This window comes from Streptomyces sp. NPDC087300 (assembly GCF_044744425.1).
Taxonomy (GTDB): Bacteria; Actinomycetota; Actinomycetes; order Streptomycetales; family Streptomycetaceae; genus Streptomyces.
Window position 1 is genome coordinate 164,377 of record NZ_JBIUYI010000001.1, and the last position, 20,391, is coordinate 184,767.

At 73.3% G+C, this 20,391-nt stretch carries 15 protein-coding genes; 3 read left to right on the top strand and 12 right to left on the bottom strand.

Translation table 11 applies throughout. The features are described from left to right. Positions 1 to 125 precede the first annotated feature (125 nt). From secD to ACIO9J_RS00700, 10 genes are all read right to left on the bottom strand, one after another. Positions 126 to 2,456, bottom strand: coding sequence for a protein translocase subunit SecD (gene secD / locus ACIO9J_RS00655; protein ID WP_401990278.1), 2,331 nt, complete (start codon positions 2,454 to 2,456; stop codon positions 126 to 128). Positions 2,457 to 2,545: 89 nt separating this feature from the next. After that, on the bottom strand, positions 2,546 to 2,920 hold the full coding sequence (locus ACIO9J_RS00660; RefSeq protein ID WP_401990281.1) for a hypothetical protein: 375 nt from the start codon (positions 2,918 to 2,920) through the stop codon (positions 2,546 to 2,548). Positions 2,921 to 3,088: 168 nt separating this feature from the next. Continuing rightward, positions 3,089 to 4,123, bottom strand: coding sequence for a LacI family DNA-binding transcriptional regulator (locus ACIO9J_RS00665; protein WP_401990284.1), 1,035 nt, complete (start codon positions 4,121 to 4,123; stop codon positions 3,089 to 3,091). 68 nt (positions 4,124 to 4,191) lie between these two features. Continuing rightward, positions 4,192 to 5,070, bottom strand: a complete 879-nt coding sequence (locus ACIO9J_RS00670; RefSeq protein ID WP_401990287.1) for an ROK family protein — start codon at positions 5,068 to 5,070, stop codon at positions 4,192 to 4,194. Then, on the bottom strand, positions 5,067 to 6,797 hold the full coding sequence (locus ACIO9J_RS00675; protein ID WP_401990290.1) for a class I mannose-6-phosphate isomerase: 1,731 nt from the start codon (positions 6,795 to 6,797) through the stop codon (positions 5,067 to 5,069). The genes ACIO9J_RS00670 and ACIO9J_RS00675 overlap by 4 nt, the downstream gene beginning before the upstream one ends. Positions 6,798 to 6,843: 46 nt before the next feature. Further along, positions 6,844 to 10,029 carry an alpha-mannosidase gene (locus ACIO9J_RS00680; protein WP_401990293.1) on the bottom strand — a complete coding sequence of 1,062 codons (3,186 nt, stop codon included), beginning with the start codon at positions 10,027 to 10,029 and terminating at the stop codon, positions 6,844 to 6,846. A 33-nt stretch (positions 10,030 to 10,062) separates the two neighbouring features. Continuing rightward, positions 10,063 to 10,875 carry a carbohydrate ABC transporter permease gene (locus ACIO9J_RS00685; protein ID WP_401990296.1) on the bottom strand — a complete coding sequence of 271 codons (813 nt, stop codon included), beginning with the start codon at positions 10,873 to 10,875 and terminating at the stop codon, positions 10,063 to 10,065. 12 nt (positions 10,876 to 10,887) lie between these two features. Beyond that, the gene (locus tag ACIO9J_RS00690; RefSeq protein ID WP_401990299.1) at positions 10,888 to 11,874 is read right to left on the bottom strand and encodes a carbohydrate ABC transporter permease; all 987 of its coding nucleotides are present in this window, start codon (positions 11,872 to 11,874) and stop codon (positions 10,888 to 10,890) included. Next, entirely contained in the window at positions 11,871 to 13,181 is a 1,311-nt protein-coding gene (locus ACIO9J_RS00695) for an ABC transporter substrate-binding protein (RefSeq protein WP_401990302.1), read from the bottom strand. Before ACIO9J_RS00695 ends, ACIO9J_RS00690 begins: the two co-directional genes overlap by 4 nt. Before the next feature lie 107 nt (positions 13,182 to 13,288). Continuing rightward, a complete protein-coding gene (locus ACIO9J_RS00700; RefSeq protein ID WP_401990305.1) occupies positions 13,289 to 13,825 on the bottom strand; it encodes a CGNR zinc finger domain-containing protein in 537 nt (178 codons plus the stop codon). Between the two features lie 26 nt (positions 13,826 to 13,851). Here ACIO9J_RS00700 and ACIO9J_RS00705 point away from each other — a divergent pair, with 26 nt between their 5' ends. Together ACIO9J_RS00705 and ACIO9J_RS00710 are read left to right on the top strand one after the other, a co-directional pair. Next, positions 13,852 to 14,367 carry a GNAT family N-acetyltransferase gene (locus ACIO9J_RS00705; RefSeq protein WP_401990308.1) on the top strand — a complete coding sequence of 172 codons (516 nt, stop codon included), beginning with the start codon at positions 13,852 to 13,854 and terminating at the stop codon, positions 14,365 to 14,367. Between the two features lie 34 nt (positions 14,368 to 14,401). Next, positions 14,402 to 15,664: an MFS transporter gene (locus tag ACIO9J_RS00710; RefSeq protein ID WP_401990311.1), complete on the top strand. Its 1,263-nt coding sequence runs from the start codon at positions 14,402 to 14,404 to the stop codon at positions 15,662 to 15,664. Here ACIO9J_RS00710 and ACIO9J_RS00715 read toward each other — a convergent pair. Next, positions 15,627 to 16,403: an aminoglycoside adenylyltransferase family protein gene (locus ACIO9J_RS00715; protein ID WP_401990313.1), complete on the bottom strand. Its 777-nt coding sequence runs from the start codon at positions 16,401 to 16,403 to the stop codon at positions 15,627 to 15,629. The genes ACIO9J_RS00710 and ACIO9J_RS00715 overlap by 38 nt on opposite strands. A gap of 182 nt (positions 16,404 to 16,585) precedes the next feature. Between ACIO9J_RS00715 and ACIO9J_RS00720 the strand changes: the two genes are divergently transcribed. Next, positions 16,586 to 17,101, top strand: a complete 516-nt coding sequence (locus tag ACIO9J_RS00720; protein ID WP_401990316.1) for a lytic polysaccharide monooxygenase auxiliary activity family 9 protein — start codon at positions 16,586 to 16,588, stop codon at positions 17,099 to 17,101. A gap of 120 nt (positions 17,102 to 17,221) precedes the next feature. On the opposite strand, the gene ACIO9J_RS00725 is transcribed toward ACIO9J_RS00720, so the two are convergent. After that, a complete protein-coding gene (locus tag ACIO9J_RS00725; RefSeq protein ID WP_401990319.1) occupies positions 17,222 to 20,317 on the bottom strand; it encodes an AAA family ATPase in 3,096 nt (1,031 codons plus the stop codon). Positions 20,318 to 20,391: the final 74 nt, after the last annotated feature.

A 20,391-nucleotide genomic window follows, 5' to 3' on the forward strand; every position in this document is an offset into this window, starting at 1 on the left:
CCAAAACCCCCCCCCCCCCCCCCCCCCCCCCCCCCCGCCCCCCGGGGGGGCGGCCCGCGGGGGGGGGGGGGCCCCCCCCCCCGGGGGGGGGGGGCCCCCCCCCCGCCACGGGGTCGGGCTCGTGGCTAGACCACCGCCCCCGTTCCGCGCTCCTTCTTCCTGCGCGCCTCCAACGGGCTGTACCCGTCCGGCACTTCACGCTTGCGGCCGGGGCGTGCGGGCGGCGGCGCCGGGTTGCGGTCCTCCAGCGCGACCGCGAGGGGCACGGCCGTGAAGACGGTCGAGGCGATGCCGACCACGACACCGGCGATCAGCGCCAGCGAGAAGTCGGCCAGCGAGTCGCCGCCGAGTACGGCGAGCGCGCTCAGGATGAACAGCGCGCCCATGCCCGTGTTCACGGTGCGCGGCAGCGTCTGCACGACGGCCCGGTTGGCCGTGGCCGCCAGGTCGCCGCGCGGATCGCGGCGCCGCCCCTCCCGCACCCGGTCGAAGACGACGACCGTGTCGTTGACCGAGTAGCCGATCACGGTGAGCACCGCGGCGAGGAAGACGCTGTCGATCGGCTTGCCGAGCCAGGCGAACAGGCCGACCACGAGCAGCACGTCATGGACCATCGCCGTCACCGCCGCCGCGGCGAGCGTCCAGCGGAACCGCACGCTCAGATAGATCAGCTGGGCCGCGACCGCGATGCCGAGGGCGATCAGCGCCTTCTGCCGCAGTTCGTCGCCGAGGCTCGGCCCGATCAGTTCGTCGCGCTCGACGGTGACGGTGCCGCCCGGCTTCTCCAGAGCGGCCTTGACGCGCTGCTGCTCCGCGTCGGTCAGCTTCTCCGTGCGTACGGTGATGTCGCCCTCGCCCGATTCCTGCACCACCGCGCGCGGGAACCCCGCGTCGGACACGGCGTCGCGGGCGGTGTCGGCGTCGACGGGCTTGCTGGTGCTGTACTCGACGAGGCGGCCGCCGGTGAACTCGACGCCGAAGTCCAGGCCGCGCAGGAAGATGCCCGAGACGGCCACCACGACCAGGAGCGCGCTCGCGCCGAGCCAGCGCCTGCGGTGGCGCACCAGGTCCGGGTCGCGGCGGGACAGCCAGGTGCGGAAGCGGCCCGTGGACGCGATGCCGGTCAGGGCGGGCCGCTTGCGCACGAAGCGCCGGGCGACCGCGAAGTCGGCGAGCACGCGGGTGATCACGAGAGCGGTGACCATCGAGGCGAGGACGCCGATGGACAGGGTCACGCCGAAGCCCTTGACCGGCCCCGTGGCGAAGAAGAACAGCAGTCCGGCGGCGAGCAGCGTCGTCACGTTCGAGTCGACGACCGCGCTCCACGCCTTGGCGAAACCGGTACGGACCGGCTTGGCCAGGTCGGTCGTGCGCGCGCCGAGATACTCCTCCCGCGCGCGTTCGAAGACAAGGACGTTCGCGTCCACCGCCATGCCGATGGCCAGCACGAACCCGGCGAGTCCGGGCAGGGTGAGGGTGGCGCCGAGGGCCACCAGGGCGGCGTACGAGATGAGGCCGTACAGCGCGAGGGCGAGCGCGGCGAGCGCGCCCATGAGCCGGTAGACGACGGTGATGAACAGCGCGGTCAGCGCGATGCCGATGAGTGCGGCCTGGGTGCTGGCGGCGATGGCGTCGGCCCCGAGCGTCGGGCCGACCGTGCGCTGCTCGACGACGTCGACGGGCACGGGCAGGGCGCCGCCCTTGACCAGGGCGGCGAGGTCCTTGGCCTCCTGCTGGTCGAAGCCCCCGGTGATCTGGGTGGCACCGCCGGTGATGCCGGTGCCGCAGGCCACGCCCTCGTTGACGCCGGGCGCCGAGATGATCTTGTCGTCGAGGGTGATGGCGACGCGGCGCTCGGGCGAGCCCTGCGGTGCGCAGGCCGCCTCTCCGGTGACGCGGGCCCAGGTGTCGCCCGCCGCCTTGCGGAAGTCGAGCGAGACCGTCCACCCCGACATGGACTGCTGGTCGAGGACCGCCTCGGCGTTCTTGACGCCCTCGCCGGTCAGCGCGGTGGGGCCGAGCACGAGGTGGCTGCCGGTCCTGTCGGGGTCGGGCAGGGTGCGGGACCCGTCGGCGGCGGGCTTGACGCTGCCCTTCTCCGCCGACTCCCCCGTCACCGGGTGGACCGTCAGCTGGGCGGTGCGGCCGATGACCTCGGCGGCCTTGCGCGGGTCCTGGAGCCCCGGCAGCTCGACGATGATCCGCTTCTCGCCGGAGCGGGCGATGCTCGGCTCGGCGACGCCGAGCGCGTCGACGCGCTGGCGCAGCACCTCCAGGGCACGGTCGGTGGAGGCGGCATCGGCCTTGACGGTGGGTGAGTTCTTGGTCTCCAGGACGATCTGGGTGCCGCCGCGCAGGTCGAGGCCGAGGCGGGCGGACTGGGTGAGGGCGACGTACAAGGACAGGGCGACGACGGCGAGCGCGACGATCGCCCGCCACAAGGGCGCGCGTTTCATGGGGTCTCCACGATGAGGGCAGGACGGAAGGACACCCGGCCGGGCGCGGAGCGCTCCTGGTCAGGCGTCGGGGACGGTCTGCTATGTGCTCATCGGTGGGGCGGGCCGCGCGGCGCGGCGGCCGCGACGGCGTGACACGGCGGCGCCACGACGCCCGTGGTGCGGGCGTCGGGACCGCCGCAGGCGCGGTGCGGCGCCGCGTCGAAGGACGTCCGCGCCGGGCCCGCGGGCCCGGGTCCCGGGATGTGGGCGTCGACGCGGTGCGCGGCGGCGACGCGGAGTGCCGGGACGTCGTCCGGGGAGACCGAGCTCCGGTCGTGCACGACGGTCAGGTGGGGGACGCTCGGCGCGTCGCCCGACGCTCCGTACGCGGTGGTGGCCGCGGGGACGAAGAAGGCCAGCACGCTGACGACGAGGGCCAGCGCGGACGCGGCGAGGCGCGCGGAACGGGTCTGCTGCGCCACGCGTGCCCCCGTCCCCTTCATCTACTGCATCTACTGCATCCGCACGATCCGCTTGATCCGCCGGGTCCCTCGGCCCCGGGTGCGTTCGCCCCGCTCAACGTACGGGCATCCCGGTCCGTTCCTCGAACCACGAAGATCCACAGAGATCCACGAAGATCTGCGGACGCCTCACGCCCCGTACTCCACCAGGCTGGTCGGCACCACGATCTGCCGGGCGGCCCCGGGCTCGGCCGTCTCGTCGTCCGCGCCGGTCCTGCGCTCGTGCAGGCGGTCGACGAGGAGGCGGCCCGCGGCGCGGCCGAGCTCGTCGCTGTCGTACGCGACGAGGGTGAGCGCGAGGCCGAGCGCGTCGGCGAGTTCGAAGTCGTCGAAGCCCGCGAGGGCGATGTCGGCGCCGGACGCGCGGATGGCGCGGAACGCGCCGATGGTGTTGCGGTTGTTGGAACAGAACAGCGCGGTGGGCGGCTCGGGCAGGGCGAGCAGTTCGGCGGCGGCGCGGGTGGCCTCCGCCGGTTCGGTCTGGCCCTGGCGTATGTGGCGGGCGTCGGCGGCGAGGCCCCCCGCGGCCAGCGCCGCGTGGAAGCCGCGCAGGCGTTCGGTGCCGGTGTGTACGGCGGGCGGCGAGCCGAGGAATCCGATGCGGCGGTGGCCGCGTGTCAGGAGGCGGGCGGTGGCGTCGCGGGCGCCGCCGAAGTCGTCGACCAGGACGCAGTCGGCCGGGAAGCCCTCGGGCGGCCTGCTGGCGAGGACCACGGGGACCCCGTCCGCCGCGGCCGCCGCGAGGTGGCGCTGGTCGGCGCCCGCGGGCACCGCGATGATCCCGTCGACCCGGCGGGCCACCAGGTCGGCGACCAACTCCCGCTCGGCGTCCGGGTCCTGCGCGGTGTTGCCGATGACGGTCTTGAGGCCGTCGCGTGCGACGACGGAGTCGACGCCGAGGGCGAGACGCGAGTAGAAGGGGTTGGCCAGGTTCGTGACGACGAGTCCGACCAGGCCGGTCCCCCGGCCCAGGCGCAGGCTGCGGGCGACCTCGTTGGGCCGGTAGCCGAGCGCGGCGGCCGCGGCGCGCACCCGCTCGCGCGTGGTGGGCAGCACCTGCGGATCGTCGCGCAGCGCCCGCGACACGGTCATCGCGCTGACTCCGGCCCGCTCCGCGACGTCGCGCAGGGTGGGCTGCCCGCCCTTGGGGTGCGGTCCGGGCATGGTGGATGTGTCCTTCCGTTCCGTCCGGCGTGCCTTCCCGTGCTCGGGCCCGTGTCCGCCGTCGCCCGTCAGCCCTCCGCGGCCGCGTGGGCCGCCGCTCCGACGAGTGCCGCGTGCTCGCCGAGCCCCGCGGCGCGCAGCGTGACGGGAGTATCCCCCAGTCCGGCGCGCAGTGCGGGTCGCAGCAGGTCCCAGGAGGCGGCCATCGCGCCGCCGACGACGAGGACGGTGGCGCCGAAGTCGCGCAGGCGCGGGGCGAGGACCGCGCCGAGCATGGTGAACGCGCCTTCCAGGACGTGGCGTGCGTGCCGCTCCCCGGCCCGTGCGCGCTCCGCGATGTCGCTGACGTCCACGGTGAGGTCGCCGTAGCGGGCGAGGATGGCCCGGCGTGACACCGCGTCCTCCAGGGGACGCCCGCCGACCTGGACGAGGTCGATGCGTCCCTGCGGCGGGATGCCGGGGCCTTCCCTGCGCGGTTCGCCGCCGACGAGGAAGGCCGAGCCGACGCCGGTGCCCAGGGTGATGCCCGCGCAGCGTTCGTGTCCGCGTGCGGCGCCCGAGCGCCATTCGCCGAGCAGGAAGGCGTGCGCGTCGTTGAGGAACACGGCGTGGGCGGGGCGCGGCCACACCCCGTCGAGGAGCACCGCGCGTACGTCGATGCCGTACAGGTCGTCGAACTTGCCGACCCCGGCGAAGCGGGCGATGCCCTTGTCGTGGTCGAAGGGTCCGGGCACGGCGACGCCCCACACCAGGCCCTCGGGAGCCGCCAGGTCGGTGGCACAGCGGACGACCGCGCCGAGGATGTGTTCGGCGCGGCCGCGGGCGTCCAGCGGGCGCCGGACGGTCCGGGCGACGGTCGCCGTCCCCGGGTCGACGAGGGCCGCGGTCACATGGGTGCCGCCGAGCTCGACGACCGCCCACAGGCGCCCGGGGACCGCCCGCCTCATGTGGCGGTGGCGGGTCGGGGCGCTCCGGCGTCGGGGCGCACCAGCGCCTTGACGACCTTGACCGGGGCGTCGCCGATCGCGGTCAGCCGGTAGGGGCCGACCGCGGCGGGCACGGTCAGCGTCTCGGCGTACGCGAGGGTGAGCCGCTCCCCGGCCGCCGTGCGCAGCAGCACGCCCTCACCTTCGACGACGTTCAGGACGTGGAAGCGGCCCGCAGTGTCGTCGGGCAGCTCCGCGTCGGTGTCCAGGACGTGACGGCGCACCTCGTAGAACATCTCGTCCAGGGCGCCGATGAGTTCCTCACGCCAGCCCGTGCCGTGCCGCAGGGTGCGCGGTTCCTGGACGAGGTCGCGTGCGACGGCGTCCCCGCGGCGGCCGGTCTCCAGGTTCGCCAGGCCGTGTTCGTAGGGGAGTTGACGCGGGTTGCCGTCGGCGTCGGGGCGCAGCCAGTCGTAGAAGCGGAGGCTGTAGAGGTAGGGGGTCGCGCTGATCTCCAGGACGAGGTTGCCTGCGCCGCTGGCGTGCGGGGTGCCCGCCGGGATCATGAAGAGCCTGCCCTGTTCGGCGGGGAAGGTCAGGACGTGGTCGGCCGGGTCCATCGGTACGCCGTCGTGCGCGGCCTTCTCGATCTGCTTGCGGAAGAGGTCGGTGTCGGCGTCCTCGCGCAGGCCGAGGAAGACACGTGTGTCCGGGGAGCCGAGGGTCATGTAGTACGTCTCGTGCTGGGTGTAGGTCCAGCCGAACCGCTCGCGCATGTACGGCTCCTTGGGGTGGCAGTGCACCGAGAGGTCGCCGCCTTCCACGGTGTCCAAGTAGTCGAAGCGGATCGGGAAGGAGGTACCGAAGCGGGCGCGCACCTGGGGTCCGAGCAGCGCGTCGGGGTGCAGGGCGCACAGCAACTGGAAGGGGATCTCGGCCTGTTGGCCTTCGTGCGGGCCGATGAGGACGCCCGCCTCGGGGGCGATGAGTTCGTAGCCGAGGGCGGTGTTGCGTGCTCCGGGGTTGAAGCCGAGTTCCCGCTGCGCCCAATGTCCGCCCCAGGGCGTGGAGTTGAAGTAGGGCCTGGTCCGCACCGGGCGGCGGGCGAGGCCGGCGAGGGTGGCGCGGAGCCCCGCGCCGTCGATCCAGGTGGGCCGCTCGGGTTCCTGCACGTCGAGCCAGCCGTCGACCCCGGAGGCCAGGGTGTCGCGGTGACGGTCCAGGACGGGCCAGTCGATGTAGAAGAGCCGCCTCAAGTCGCCGCGTTCATAAGGGAGTCCGAGATTGCGTCCGGCGCCCGCCGAGACGGCCGCCTCGGCGTACCGCTTGGGCAGGTCGGCGTACCAGAGCACGTCGTGCGGAAGGAGCGCGGCACCGGGCCCGTACACGAGCACCAGCTGGCGCGCCCCGGGACGCGGCGGCGTCGGCAGGTCGTCGAAGAGCTCCCTCAGGGTGTTGTCGGCGAGTCGGCAGAAGTAGGGGTCGCGGGGCTGGTCGGGGTCGTCGGTGCGGCGGCGCACCTCTGCGGGCGGTGCGTGGTGGGCGCGCAGGTCGAGCGGGACGACGGCGGTGCCGTGGGCGCCCAGTTCCTCGGTGAGCCGGGCGGCCAGGCCGTCCCAGTCCGCGGTCGGCGGTCCTTCCACGGCGACGGTGACGGGACCGCGGGGCAGTCGGGCGACCACGGCCTGCCAGCCGGTGGCAAGGACGGTCCCCGGTGCCGGGGCGTGGCGCGGGTCGAGCCGGTACACACGTTCTCCTTCGCGCGGACAGGACGTACGGAGGGGCCGAGGCGTCTCAGGGGCGTACGAAGAGGACGCCGGTGGTGCCGAGCGGCGGGATGTGGGCCGTCACCTCGCCGTCCGTGCACGGCAGTTCGTGTCCGGCGGCGCCCAGGAACGTCGCGCGGTGTGCGGCGGCGACCGGGAAGCGGGCGCGGACCCGGCAGGCCACCGCCTCCTCGGCGAACGACTGGAGGCGCAGCAGGACCTCGCCCGGTCCGGGCGTGGTGACGCCCACCAGGCGTACGCGCGCGTCGCCCACCTCGGCGAAGGCGTGCCGGTCCGGCGCGTCGCCCACCGGGCCGCGGGCCCGTACGGCCCGCAGCGGTCGGCTCCAGGCCGCGGCGGTGCGCGGGCCGAGGCCGTCGGCGGACGGGGCGCAGGCGAGGCTGTAGCGGTAGGTGAACTCGAAGCCCTGCTCGCTGGGGAAGTTGGTGTCCCACAGGTTGTTGTGGATCCAGGAGAAGACGGTGGCGGGCTCGTCGTGGCCCATGGTCCTGGGGAACGGCGCGTAGGGCAGGGCGATGTTGCCGAACTGCACGAGCGGCGCGTCCTGGCTGGACCAGGCGACCGCCAGCCCTTCGTCCCGCAGCGTCACCCAGCGCCGCACGGCCCGCATGTGCAGGGCGGAGCCCGGCACCACCGGCAGGCCGCTGCCGGTCGCGCCGCCGGACGCCTCCATCCGGACGACCGGGTCGTCGAAGGAGAAGGGGAACGCGAAGTAGGCGCTCTCCTTGCCGAGCGTGGCGTCCTTGTCGAGCCGGTTCTCGATGTCGAGGCGCGCGACGCCGTGCGCCAGGGTGAGCGTGGTGCGCAGCCGGTTGGCGCCCGCGGGGCGGGTCTCGTAGGTGATCGACTCGGCGGTGGGCGTGGAGCGGCGGGCGATCAGTGCGGCGGGCGGGGCCACCGCGCGGGCACCGAGGTGTTCCAGGCGCTCGGACCCCGTCGTACGGCTGGAGTTGTGGTTGAAGGCACCGGCGGTGGTGTAGCTGTCGTGGACGTAGCCGTTGAAGCCGACGACGGCGTCCGCGCGGACGAGTTCGCGTCCTGTCGCCTTGTCGACGACGGAGGCGACGCAGGCGTGGGCGAGGTCGACGCGGACGGCGAGGTGCTCGTTCTCCAGGAGGGTCGGGTCGGGGTGGGCGAGCGCTTCGGCCGCGGTCTCCGCCGGGTCCTCGCGTTCGGTGCCGCCGGTCGGGTTCCAGCCGGTGGCGGCCTTGACGGTGGTGGTGTCCTGCTCCGCGCCGGTCCGCGCGGGGTCCGCAGTGATGTCCAGGCGCACCGATCCCGCGGGCGGCACGTCGTCGACGCGGACCAGGAGGAAGCGCCCCGCGTCGCGGTGGTCGTCGTTGGTCTGCGGACGTTCCTCGTGGGTGAGCGCGCGGCCGTCACGTGCGTCGGTCACGGTGACCGGCTGCTCCAGCGGGACGGTGCTCTCCGGCAGGAAGACGTGGACGACGTCGGTGCGCGGCCAGGAGCAGGTGTTCACGACGTGGTAGGCCGCTGCGGCGCCGGGCGGTGCGGTGAGCCGCTGGCCGAGGCGGGCGCTCGCCTTGGCGAGCAGCGCGTTGCCCTCGTCGTGGGCGCGCACGGCCTGGCCGTACTTCCAGTGCCACTGCTGCTCGCCGGAATGGCCGCCCTCGTCGCCGTGGGTCCACGGGTCGCCGGCGCCCCAGGTGTGCTCGTCGAAGAGCGACACCGCCTCGTAGACCACGGCGGCGTCCTTGCCGTCGCCCTCGGCCCCCGTGGCGCCGAGGAGGGCGGCGAACGTGCCGATGGTCTGGGCGTCGGCGACCACGGACTGGGCGGTCCTGGCCAGGGACAACGGGCGTGCCCCTGAGCCGACCCCGTCGACCCACCAGTCGGTCCAGTCGCCCTCGAAGGTGCGGATCTCGGCGCCGAGCCTGGCCTCGGCGTCGGTGAAGAAGTCCTCGTTGCGGGAGAGCCGCAGCTGGGGGTAGGCCCAGGTCTCGTTCCAGCGGCGGACGGTGTCGGCGATGATGCGGCGGGGCGGCGCGTTGTCGCCGAACTTGCCCTGGACGCGCAGGTGGAGGATGTCCCACGGGTAGGGCTCGCGTTTGATCTCGGTCTGGTCCATGGCCCAGCCGAAGATGCCGCCGCGGTAGGGGTAGGGGTGGGTGGCGAGCGAGGTCAGATAGGCGGGCAGCAGGTCGTCGACGTCGGCGTAGTCCGTGTCGAAGCCGAGCAGCGGGCCCTCCATGTAGGCGAGGCCGTGCGGGGTGTCGGTCACCCACACCAGGACGCTGTTGCCGCTGGGCGCGCGCCAGCGGAAGAGGCGGGGCAGCTTCTCGCCGCCGACCAGGTGGGGCACCGAGCGCCCGGCCCAGTTGTGCGCCACCGAGAGGTACTTGACGCCCGCTGCCGCGAGCGCGTCGACGAGTCCGACGACCGCGCCGGGCACGTCGGTCTGCATGGCGGAGGTGAAGTCGACGCCGTGTTCGTCGCGGATGTCGTGGGCCAGGCGCAGGAGTTCGTGGAGTTCGTCGGTGGAGCAGGTCTCGGTGTGCAGGTTGAACGGCAGCGCGGTGAGCTCGATGCGGCCCTCGCGGACCCGGCGCACGAACTCCTCGACCTGCTCGGCGGGGCGCGCGTCGGCCCACTGCCGGAAGGACCACAGCGACTCCACGCACCAGCGGAACCGGGACTCGGCGGGCCAGTCGTCGGTGGCCCGGGTCAGTTCGAGACAGGAGTCGAGGAAGGAGAGGTGTTCGGCGAGGACGTGGCCCTGGGGGTCGGTGTAGCCGATGTCGAGGTGCGAGTGGTGGACCAGGTGGAGGGTCCACCGGCGCTGTGGGGTCAGCCGGATCTCGATGCCGTCCGCCGCTTCGGGCCCGTCGGTCCCGGCCGGCGGGCCGACGGTGACGCGGGTGGCCGTCTCCACGGCGGGCAGCAGGAGGCGTACGGAGCGGCCGGGGCCGGCGATGCGCTCGACGGGCAGCGCGGTGCCGGACTCCGTCCGTACGGTCAACTCCGCTGGCGGGCCCGCCCCGTTGACGGGCTCGACCCGCAGCGACTGGAGCAGGGTGCCGTCGCCCGCGCGGCGCAGCAGGGGCTCTTCGGTGAGGCGCAGGGCGGTGCCGTCCGCGAGGCTGCCCTCGGCGCCGACCACGCTGGAGCGCAGGCTGTCGCGGATCCGGTCGTTGTCCCAGTCGGTGGTGCGGACCAGTGCCCGTGTCGTCATGCGGATCTCTCCCTGGAGGACGTGGGTGGTCGGTCAGCGGGCGGATGCGGTGACGCCGCGCAGGAACAGGCCGCGGAACACCAGGAAGAGGACGAGGGTCGGCGCGGAGACGATGAGCGCGCCGGCCAGGATGACGGGCGGACCCGCCGACGAGTAGGCGTTGTTGAGCGTGGTCAGGGCCGCCATGACCGGCTGGACGTCGGGGCTGCGGCTGAGGGTGATGCCGAGGAGAAGGTCGTTCCAGACGGCCGTGAACTGGAAGATGAAGGCGGCGCCGAGGCCCGCCTTCATCAGCGGTACGTGGATGCGCCAGAAGATCCGCCGGAAGGACGCGCCGTCGATCAGTGCCGCCTCGGTCAACTCCGGCGGCATCGTGGTCATCTGATTGCGGATCAGAAAGAACGCGAAGGGCACCGCCCAGGCCGCGTACACCAGCATCAGGCCGATCCTTGTGTCGTACAGGTTGGCGTCCGCGTACATCCCGAAGAGCGGCGCGAGGAACATCTGGAGCGGGAAGAGCGTGCCGGAGTAGATCAGCCAGAACCAGAAGGCGGGCCTGGGGATCGGCAGGACGACGACGGCGAACGCGGCCATGGCCGCGACGAGCACTGCGACCAGACCGCACACGACGGCGTAGAGCAGCGAGGCCTGGAAGCTGTCGCCGATCCCCGCGACGTCCCAGGCGGTGTCCAGGTTGTCGAGGAGCGCGAAGCCCTGGACGGTCCACTCGGGTTTGCCCGCGTACTCGGCCGCCGGGGTCAGGGCGTTGACCACGAGCAGATAGAGCGGGACCAGCCAGAGCAGTACGCATCCGGCGACGAAGACATTGCGCACTGTGCGTCCCACGGCGGGTCCCCCTCAGCTCTGCGCGGCGGTGGTGGCGGTGTCGGGCATCTGGCGGCGCAGATACATCCAGGACGAGGCGACGACGATGACCGAGAGCACGAGTGCGATGGCCGATCCGTAGCCGACGTGGAAGAGCCGGAAGGTCTCCCGGTACATGCTCAGGGCGAGGGTTTCCGAGGAGCGGGAAGGGCCGCCCTTGGTGAGGATCCAGATCATGTCGAACGCCTTGAGACTGTTCACGATGGCCATGCCGACCACCACGACGGAGACCGCGCGCAGTTGGGGCAGGGTGATGTACCGGAACATCCGCCAGCCGCTCGCGCCGTCCAGCTCGGCGGCCTCCACGGTCTCGCGCGGGATGGCCCGCAGGCCGATCGCGAAGAGCACCACGTTGAGGCCGGTCGCCTGCCAGGTGCTCGCGACGATCATCGAGAGGGTGTTCTGCGGCCACTCCAGGAGCCAGGTCTGCGCCCAGCCGTCCAGGCCGACGCCGCGCAGGACCTGGTTGACGGCCCCCTCGGAGGTCAGCATGAAGTTCCACAGGACGGCGGTGGCGGCGCCGGAGATCGCGAACGGCAGCACGATGATCAGTTGCGCGATCCCGCCGAACCGCATGCGGTGCGTGGCGACGGTTATCAGGAGCCCGGCGAGCACGGGAAGCAGCAGCGTCCCCACGACCCACATCAGGGTGTTGAGCAGCGACCGGCCGAAGATCGGGTCGTCGGCGAGCCGCGTGTAGTTGTCGAGTCCGGTGAAGCTGCTGGTGAAGCCGTTGTCCTCGAAGAAGCTGCCGTACACGCTGCGGAAGAACGGATAGACGAGCAGCACGCCGACGAAGGCGAGGGCGGGCAGCGCCCAGGGCAGGGCGGCGAGGGGGCCGCCGAGCCTGCCGCCGCCCGCCTTCGCGGCCTGGTGCGGGGTGCGCACGGGCACCCCGCGTCGTAGGCGTAGATGCGTCGGCTCGGCCGCGCCGGGCGCCGGTGTCGCGGTCCCCGTCATGTCTTCTCCGCCTCCCGCCACACCTTCCACGCCTCGTCCGCGCGGTCCTGCATGGTGCGCAGGGTCTTGCGGTACGAGGAGGGGTTCAGGAGGAAACCGGCGAGGTCGTCGACGGTCGCCTCGACGAGTTCGGGCGGGCCCTGTTCCCAGAAGCGGTTGAGCAGCCACAGCTTGTCGCCGCGCACCTTCTCGGCGAGGCCCGCGATGACGGGGTTGGCGGCCTTCACCTTCGGGTTGGGGCAGCCGTCCTGGAGGGCGCCGGAGAAGGCCCGCATGACCGAGGGGTGCAGCCAGGCCCCGGCGGCCTTGACCGCCTCGTCGTGGTCGGCGCCCTTGACGGTGGCGACGAGCGCGCTGGACTCGAAGACGACGCTGGGGCGGGCCTTCGGGTCGGCCATCGGCAGCACGAACGCGCCGACGTTCTCGCCCGGCTTGCCGCCCGCGCCCGCCAGCGTCGAGCCGAGCCAGGTGCCGCAGGCGACCATGCCGACCTTGCCGCGCACCAGGGCGGCGGCCGCATCGGTGTGGCTCATGTCCATGGGCGTGAACCAGTCCTTGTCGAAGAAGGACGCGATGGTCCGCAGCGCCCGTTCGGCGCGCGGGTCGGTGTACCGCTCGCGGCCGTTCATCAAGTCCTGGTAGAAGCGCGGGTCCTGACGGCTCAGCACTTCCTGGAACCAGATGAAGGACGGCCAGCGGTCGGCGGCGGTGCCGTGCAGCGGTGTGATGCCCGCCTTCTTCAGGCGCGCGCACGCGGTGAGGAAGCCGTCCCAGGTCTCCGGGGTCTTGATGTCGCGCTCGCGGAAGACCTGGGGGTTGTAGAACATCACCCAGTACGCGAGGTTCATCGGCAGCCCGTAGACCCGCCGCCGGTAGGTGAACGCCTCCCGCAGCGAGGGGTCGACCCAGCCCTTGGCGACGGCGTCGTCCCACTGGCCGGTCAGGTCCTCGACGCCGCCGGTGCGGGCCAGGTCCTGCAGCCGGTAGCCCGACCAGTACTTGAGCATGTCCGGCGTCTTGTTGGTGCGCAGCGAGGAGCGCACGATCTGCTCGAACGACTCCAGGGACGGATTGACCTCGGGGACCAGGCGGAGCGCGTCGACGGACTTCATGGCCGCGCCCGCCGCGGTCATGGGCTTCTCCCACGCGGTGCTGTCGCCGAGCACGGCGACCTGGCCCGCGGGCAGCCCTTCGGCGGTGCCGCAGGCCGTGGCGAGCGCGCCGGCCGCGGCGGTGACGAGCAGCGTACGGCGGTCCATCGACGGCAGGGGGCGGCGCGACTTCGACGGGTGACGACTACCTGACATGGATGACTCCCTCAGGTGTGCCTCAGCCCGGTGTTAGCGTTACCACGGGCGTCATGGAGCTTCACGGCGCACGCGCGGGATGTCAATGGGGCGCGGGGAAACGGGCCTTACGCCGAAGCCTTCGAAGCCTCCCGGTTCGCGCGGTGCCTGCGGACCGCGTCGCGGTTGGCGCACCGCTGCGAGCAGTAGCGCTGCCGTCCGGTGCGGGAGGTGTCGGCGAAGATCGTGGTGCACTCGGTGACGTCGCAGCGCCGCAGCCGGTGCATGCCGCGTCCCGCCAGGTGAAGGGCGGTGCCGACGGCGATGAGGGAGAACAGCAGGGCACCGAGCGGCTGGCGGTCGTCGCGGTAGTGCAGGTGCCAGCCGCTGCCCGCGTGGTCGGTCAGACGCGGATAGGCGGCGGCCGCGGCCAGCATCGCGTTGACCTGCTCGGCACGCTCAGCCTCCTCGGCGGCGTCGACGACCTTCTCCCACGCGTCCAGGGCGGTCAGGGCGCGGGCCAAGTCCGCCTCCGTGGTGGGGTGTTCGAGCACCAGACCCGCAGTGCGGCAGCGGTCCGCGAGCTCGTCGGGGCTCCGCGGGGGCCGGTTGGCGAGGTCGGCGGCCAGGTTCACGGCGTCTTCGCCGTAAGGGTTGAGGTGCATAAGACCATTACAGCAGGCTCATCCGCATGACACAGCACACCGCACGACAGTCCCCCGCGCACACCGACCCCCACACCGTCGTACGACCCGCCGAAGAGCGTGACATCGCTGAGCTCGTACGCCTTCGGGCCCTGCTCTTCGAGACGCTCGAAGGAGACTTCTTCACCTCGCCGCCGACGGGCGACGACTGGCGGCACTCGCTCGCCACGGTCCTGAAGGAGCAGCTCACGGCGGACACCGTGCGGATCCTCGTCGTCGACGGCGGGGACGGCCTCGCCGCCTGCGGGTTCGGCTTCGTCGAGCAGCGGCTCCCCGGCCCCAACCGGCCCAACGGCCTCGGCGGGCATGTGACCGGTGTGGTCACCGATCCGGCGTTCCGGCGGCGCGGCCACAGCCGCGCGATCATGCACGGGCTGCTCGACTGGTTCCGGGACCGCGAGGTGCCCCGCGTGGACCTGTACGCCTCGCACGACGGCGAACCCCTGTACCGCGCGCTCGGTTTCGTGCCGCACCCCGACCCCGCCCTGTGCGGACGCCCGTGAGGCGGGTCGCCGCCGCGCCCGGGTCGGGCTGCGGATGAGCGTGGACACGCTCGCGCACCGCGCCTCGCGCTACCGGTGGGTGATCCTCGGGATCGCCACGTTCACCCAGGCCGCGTCCGGGTTCTTCGTGCAGGGCATCGGGGCGCTCGGGGTCCGTCTCCGGCACGATCTGGACATCGGCAACGCCCAGTTGGGCCTTCTTCTCTCGGCGGCCCAACTGGTCCCGCTGATCGGCCTTCCGGTGGCCGGGGAACTCCTGGACCGCTTCGACGAGCGCCGGGTCGTCGGCGCGGGGGCCTGCCTGGTCGCGGCGGCCCTGTGCGCGGGCGCCGCCGCACCCGGGTACGTCTCGCTGCTGCTCGTCCTGCTGGTGGTCGGCGCGGGGTACAGCACCGCCCAGCCCGGCGGCAGCAAGGCGGTGGCGGCCTGGTTCGACACGTCGCGGCGGGGTGTCGCGATGGGCGTACGGCAGGCGGGACTGCCACTGGGCGGCGCGCTCTCGGCGGCCGTACTGCCGGTCGTCGCCGTGGCGTTCGGCTGGCGGGCGACGCTGCTGACCGGCGGGCTCGTCGCGCTGCTCGGCGGGGCGGTGTTCCTGATCTGGTACCGGCCGCCGCCCACCACGACCGCTCCGGTCACTTCGGTCACCTCGCCGGCCCCGGTCACCTCGACCACTTCGGTGGCATCGCAGCTCTCGGGCCGCCTCGCCATGATGCGCGAGCCGTCCATGGTCCGGATCATGCTGGCGGGTACGAGTCTGATCTCCGTGCAGTGCGGCGTGCTCGTCCTGACCGTGCTGTACCTGCACGACACGACGTCGCTGGGAGCGGGCCCCGCGGCACTGGTCCTCGTGGCGGCGCAGGGGGCGGGTGTCGTCGGGCGCGTCTGCCTGGCCGCGTGGAGCGACCGCGCCGCGTCCAGTCGGCAGCGGACCGTCATGACCTGCATGGCCGCGGTGCTCGTCGGCATGGCGGCGCTGATGACGCCGCTGGGCCAATCACCTTGGGCGGCCTGCCTGTTGTTCGGCTGGCTCGGCTTCTTCGGCTACGGCTGGTACGGCCCCTGGGTCACCCACGTCGCCGAGTCGGCGCCGCCGGGCAGGACGGGGTTCGCCATCGGGCTCGCCATGTCCGTCAACCAGATCGCCATCGTCGTGATGCCGCCCACACTCGGCCTGCTCAGGGACGTGACGCACAGCTTCGCCCCGGCCTGGGGTCTACTCTGCGTACTGACCGCCACCGCACTGACGGTCATGACCCTCATGGAGCGGGCTTCGCGTCCGGGACGAGTTCGTTGATCGCTCCGACGACGTACGCGGCGTGCGGCGCCACCCGGCGCAGCAGGTCGTCCCAGCGCTCCCACTCCTCCCCCAGGTAGACGGCTCGGGCGCGCGCGAGCACGGGGCGGTGCTCGGCGGGCAGCCGCTCCAGGGCCCAATCGGCCGCCGCGTCCTTGGACTTGATGTCCCCGGTCGCCAGGGTCGTCCAGACGCGGGCGAGAGTGAGCAGGACGTTGCGGGTGTCGGTGTCGAGTTCGGCGAGCAGTTCCGGAAGGCCGGCGGTCATCGCGCGGGTGAGGTCGGCGGCCGGGACCGCGTCGAGCACCTCGTCAGGGGCGGGACCGAACAGCGGCGCGCGGCCCGCGAGCACCATGGTCACCAGGAGCGCGAGGTCGGGGCTCGGTCCTGGTCCGGGCGTCTCGCCGCGCAGATAGGCGTCGCGGAGCCACTCGCCGTACTGGTAGGCGCTCCTGGGCGGGTACGTCCAGGGGCGGATGTCGTCCTGGACCACCACCGTCAGCTCGACGGGCCGCAGGGGCGTGTCGTGGTCCGGGTGCCCGGAGACCGCCAGCAGGCCTTCGGTGAGGGCCCGACGCCGCGCGAGTGCCGTGGGGCGCCGCACGACGACCAGGATGTCGATGTCGCTGTGCGGGCGCAGACCGCCGAGTACGGCGGATCCGTGCAGGTAGGCGCCGGTGAGGCCGTCCGGTTCGAGCACGTCGCGGACCAGGCGGACGACGGCGTCGGTCTGGGTCACTGCCGCTCCGTTTCGGGTCGTTCTCGGATGGATGCGGGCAGCTTCTCATCCACAACACCCGTCACGCGAACATCACTTGAAGGGTTGACGGAGTTCGTTCAACGCGTAAGGTCTAGGCCAATGAGTCGACCGAGGCGCCCGGTTGCCTCTGCCCTCGTCCCCCCACCCCAGAGGAAGCAGAGATGCATTCGAAGCGGAAGCTGGCAGCCGTCGTCGGCGCGGGAATCGCGCCCGTGCTCGTCCTCGCCTCGGTCACCCCGGCCGGTGCGCACGGCTATGTCTCCACCCCGCCGAGCCGCCAGGCGCAGTGCGCCGCGGGCACCGTCTCGTGCGGCGAGATCACCCATGAGCCGCAGAGCGTCGAAGGCCCCAAGGGGCAGACCACCTGTAGCGGCGGAAACGAGCGGTTCGCCGAGCTCGACGACGACAGCAAGGGCTGGCGGACCACCGACGTCGGTTCCTCCCAGGAGTTCAGCTGGAAGCTGACGGCACGTCACAGCACCAGTACCTGGCAGTACTTCGTCGGCGGCAACAAGATCGCCGAAGTCGACGACGGAGGCGCCCAGCCAGGCTCGACCGTCACGCACAAGGTCGACTTCGGCGGGCTCAAGGGCAAGCAGAAGGTGCTCGCGGTGTGGAACATCGCCGACACCACCAACGCCTTCTACGCCTGCATCGACGTCAACATCACCGGCTGAGGTCCCGACTGCCGGAACCTCACGCGAGCACCGGGGCGGACCCCCACACACGCCGCCTCACCCGGCCCGCCGGACCGCACACGGTCCGGCGGGCCGGGCTTTTCCCTGCTCCCCCCGCACTCATGCCCCGTCGGCCGAGTCGTCGAGCAGTACGGTCGACGCCAGCTCGCTCAGGGCCGCGCGGCTCGACCTGCCGGTCTTGAGGATGAGGCTCGCCACGTGCTTCTCGACGGTGCGCGGCGAGATGTAGAGACGGTCGGCGATGTCCCGGTTGGCCGGCCGCGGCGCCATCAGCCGGAACACCTCGTACTCCCGGACCGTCACACCGAGCTGACGCAGCGGTCGCGGCACCAACTCGGCTCCCCTGCGCCGCTGTTGCACCGGCACGCCGTTCTTGCGCAGCAGCCCTCGGCAGGCGCCCGCCACCGCGGGGACCGACGCCTGGTGGAAGTACTCCTCCGCCCGGTGCAGCCACTCCGTAGGTTCTCCCCAGCCGTCCCGGTGGGCGGCCTCGGCGACGAGCCGCAGCCCCAGGTGGTACGCCACGGGGAACGGCGACGCGACGTTCCGCGCCGCCCGCATGACCGCCACCGCGTCGTCGCCGCGGCCCGCCCCGCCGAGGCGGACGGCGCGGGCGAGCAGGACGAAGTGACGGTTCCAGCGGAGCCGGGCGAGGGGGACTTCGTCGTCCCTGTGGTCACCGTGACGGGCCCCGTGCTCGGTCGGCGTCGGCATGGGGATCGGCAGCGGCATCGGCGTCGGCCACGGTTTCGACGGTGGCCCCGGCTTCGGCGCGAGCGCGGGCCGCGTCCCCTGCGCTTCCGTCGGCGCGTCCCCGCTCAACGCGTCGAGCAGGTGCAGTAGCCCGTGCCGCCCGTCCAGCGCGTGCCCCGCGCTTACCGTGCCGGGCGCGGCGAGGAGGGACAGTTCCTGGTGCGCCCGTGGCCGGTCCTCCTCCAGGAGGGCGCAGAACGTCCTGGCGAGTCCGGTGGTGAGCGTGGCCAGCGGCGAACCCTCGCCGTCCCAGCGGTGGAACTCGGCGACGGCCTGCTCCATCCGCGCCCGCTTGCCCCGGTGCGCGGCGAGCACGGCCTCGGCGGCGAGCAGCTGCCTGGCCCGGTCGGCGTCACGCAGCCCGGACTGCCGGGTCCAGCAGGCGTCGATGAGCTGGGCCGCGGTGCCGAACCTGCCGCTGAGCACCAGCCACAGCGCGAGATCGGCCTCCGCCGCGCCGCCGATGTCCGCCGCGCCGAGCCGGGCCGCCTCGCGCCGCGCGTGTTCGAGCCGCGCGACGTCCCCTTCGGTGAGCCAGTCGTCGCCGCCGAGCCGGAACAGCGCGCGCAGCCGCCAGAACGGCATGCCGTGCCGTTCGGCGATGGTGCGGACCCGGTCGAAGCACCTGGTCGCCTCGGTCACGTCACGGGTCCTCGCCAGGACGCCGAGGACGTCCCACGCCTGGCAGGCCGCCTCCGGGTTTCCCGCGCGTTCGGCCGCCGCCGCGGCCCGCCGCGCCCGCGCCTCCTCCTGTGCCGACACCGCACCCGACTGGAGGGCGAGCACGGCACCGGCCGCGTCGACGGCGCCGCCCGCCTCCGCCTCCGGCCCCAAGAGGCGGCGCGCTTCGCTGAGTTGGGCGCGTGCCTCGTCCGTCCTTCCGGTCACCGAGGCGGCCCGCGCGAGGCGTACGTGCAGGGCGGCGGCGCGCTCCGGACCGGCCGCGGCGGGGCACACACCGTCCACCGCCCCGGCGAGCCCCCAGGCGCGTTCACCCTCGCCCGCTTCGGTGAGCGCGGCAAGGAGGGAGTCGAGTACATGGGCGTACAGCGGGACGTGCCTGGGGTCCGCGGGTCCCGCCGCGGCCGTCGCGTCCTGCGCGGCGAGCAGTGCGCGGGCCCGGTCGAGGGCGTCGGCCGCGTCGACCGCCGCGCCCTGTGCGAGCGCGCGGGACCCGGCTCGCGCGTACAGCCCTGCCGCGGTGTCCCGCTCCCCCGCCGTCTCCCACAGCCGCGCCGCCACCAGGCACCAGTCGGCTGGGAGTTGGGGATGCAGATCGGCCACGGCGCCCGCGCAGTCACGGGCGGTCCGCGCGCGCTCCTTCGGGGCGAGCGTGCGCAGCAGGGCCCGCGCCGTCAGCGGGTGCCGGAACGCGAACCAGTCGGGCGCCGGCTCCGTGGCGGCGATCAGCCCACCGGCCAGGGCGGCGTGCAGATGACCGAGCGCCTCGTCGTCGGCCATGCCGGTGGCCGCCTGGACGACCGGCGCGGGAAACCGGGTGCCGACGACCGCGGCTGCCGCGAGCAGCTCCCTGCCGCGAGGTCCGAGCCGGTCCACGCGCCGCGCGAAACCGGCGACCAGGGCGTCGGGCACCGTCGCGGCGTAGGGCCGTCCGGACAGGCGCCAGCCGTCGGAGTCGCGCACGAGGAACCGCTCGTCGACCATGTCGGTCAGCAACTCCTGTGCACACCAGGGATTTCCGTCGCTCTCCTCCCAGAGGCGGCCGACCAGCCCCTCGGGTAACTCCGCTGGGCCCACCGCCAGTTGTCCGGCGACCAGCGCGCGCACGTCGGACCTCCCGAGCCGGTCGAGTGCGACAAGGGTGCCGCTGCCGCGCCTCGCGAGGGCGCGGGCCAACTCCAGCGCCTGGCACGGTTCGTCGCGCAAGGTGACCAGCAGCGTCACGGACTCGCGCGCGATGTTGTCGGCGAGGAACTCGACGAGCGCCGGGGTGCCGGGGTCCGCGTCGTGCAGATCCTCCAGGACCACCAGACAGCCGCCGTCGCGTCCCGCCGCCGCCACCGCGCGCAGCACGGCCTCGCCGAGGACGACGAGCGATGCCGCACAGGACGTGGCGTCGTGCGGCGGTCCCGGCTCGCGGAGCGCGGTCAGCCCGGCAAGGGCCGCCCCGCACAGCGCCGCCGCGCCGGGTCCGAGCCGCCGGTCGCGGGAGAGTTCGAGCAGGGCCTCGGTGAGCGGCCGGCAAGGCACGCGCTGCCCGATCGCGCTGGCGCGCCCCCGGATGACGCGCATCCCCCGGGCCGCCGCCCGCTCGGCGACCTCCGCGGCCAGCCTCGACTTGCCGACCCCGTCCTCGCCCGTGAGCAGGACGGCCCGTCCCACGCCGGACCGGGCAGCGGCCAACGCCCGTTCCAGCGCGCCGAGTTCTCGTTCCCTCCCGATGATCGATGTCCGCTCGTCCGTCTCGTCGTGTGTGTCCATGGCGTCCTGTCCCCCGTGTTCCTGCCAGCACGACCCCTCGCCCGAGCCGCATCCTCGCCCGGACGCCTTTGAGT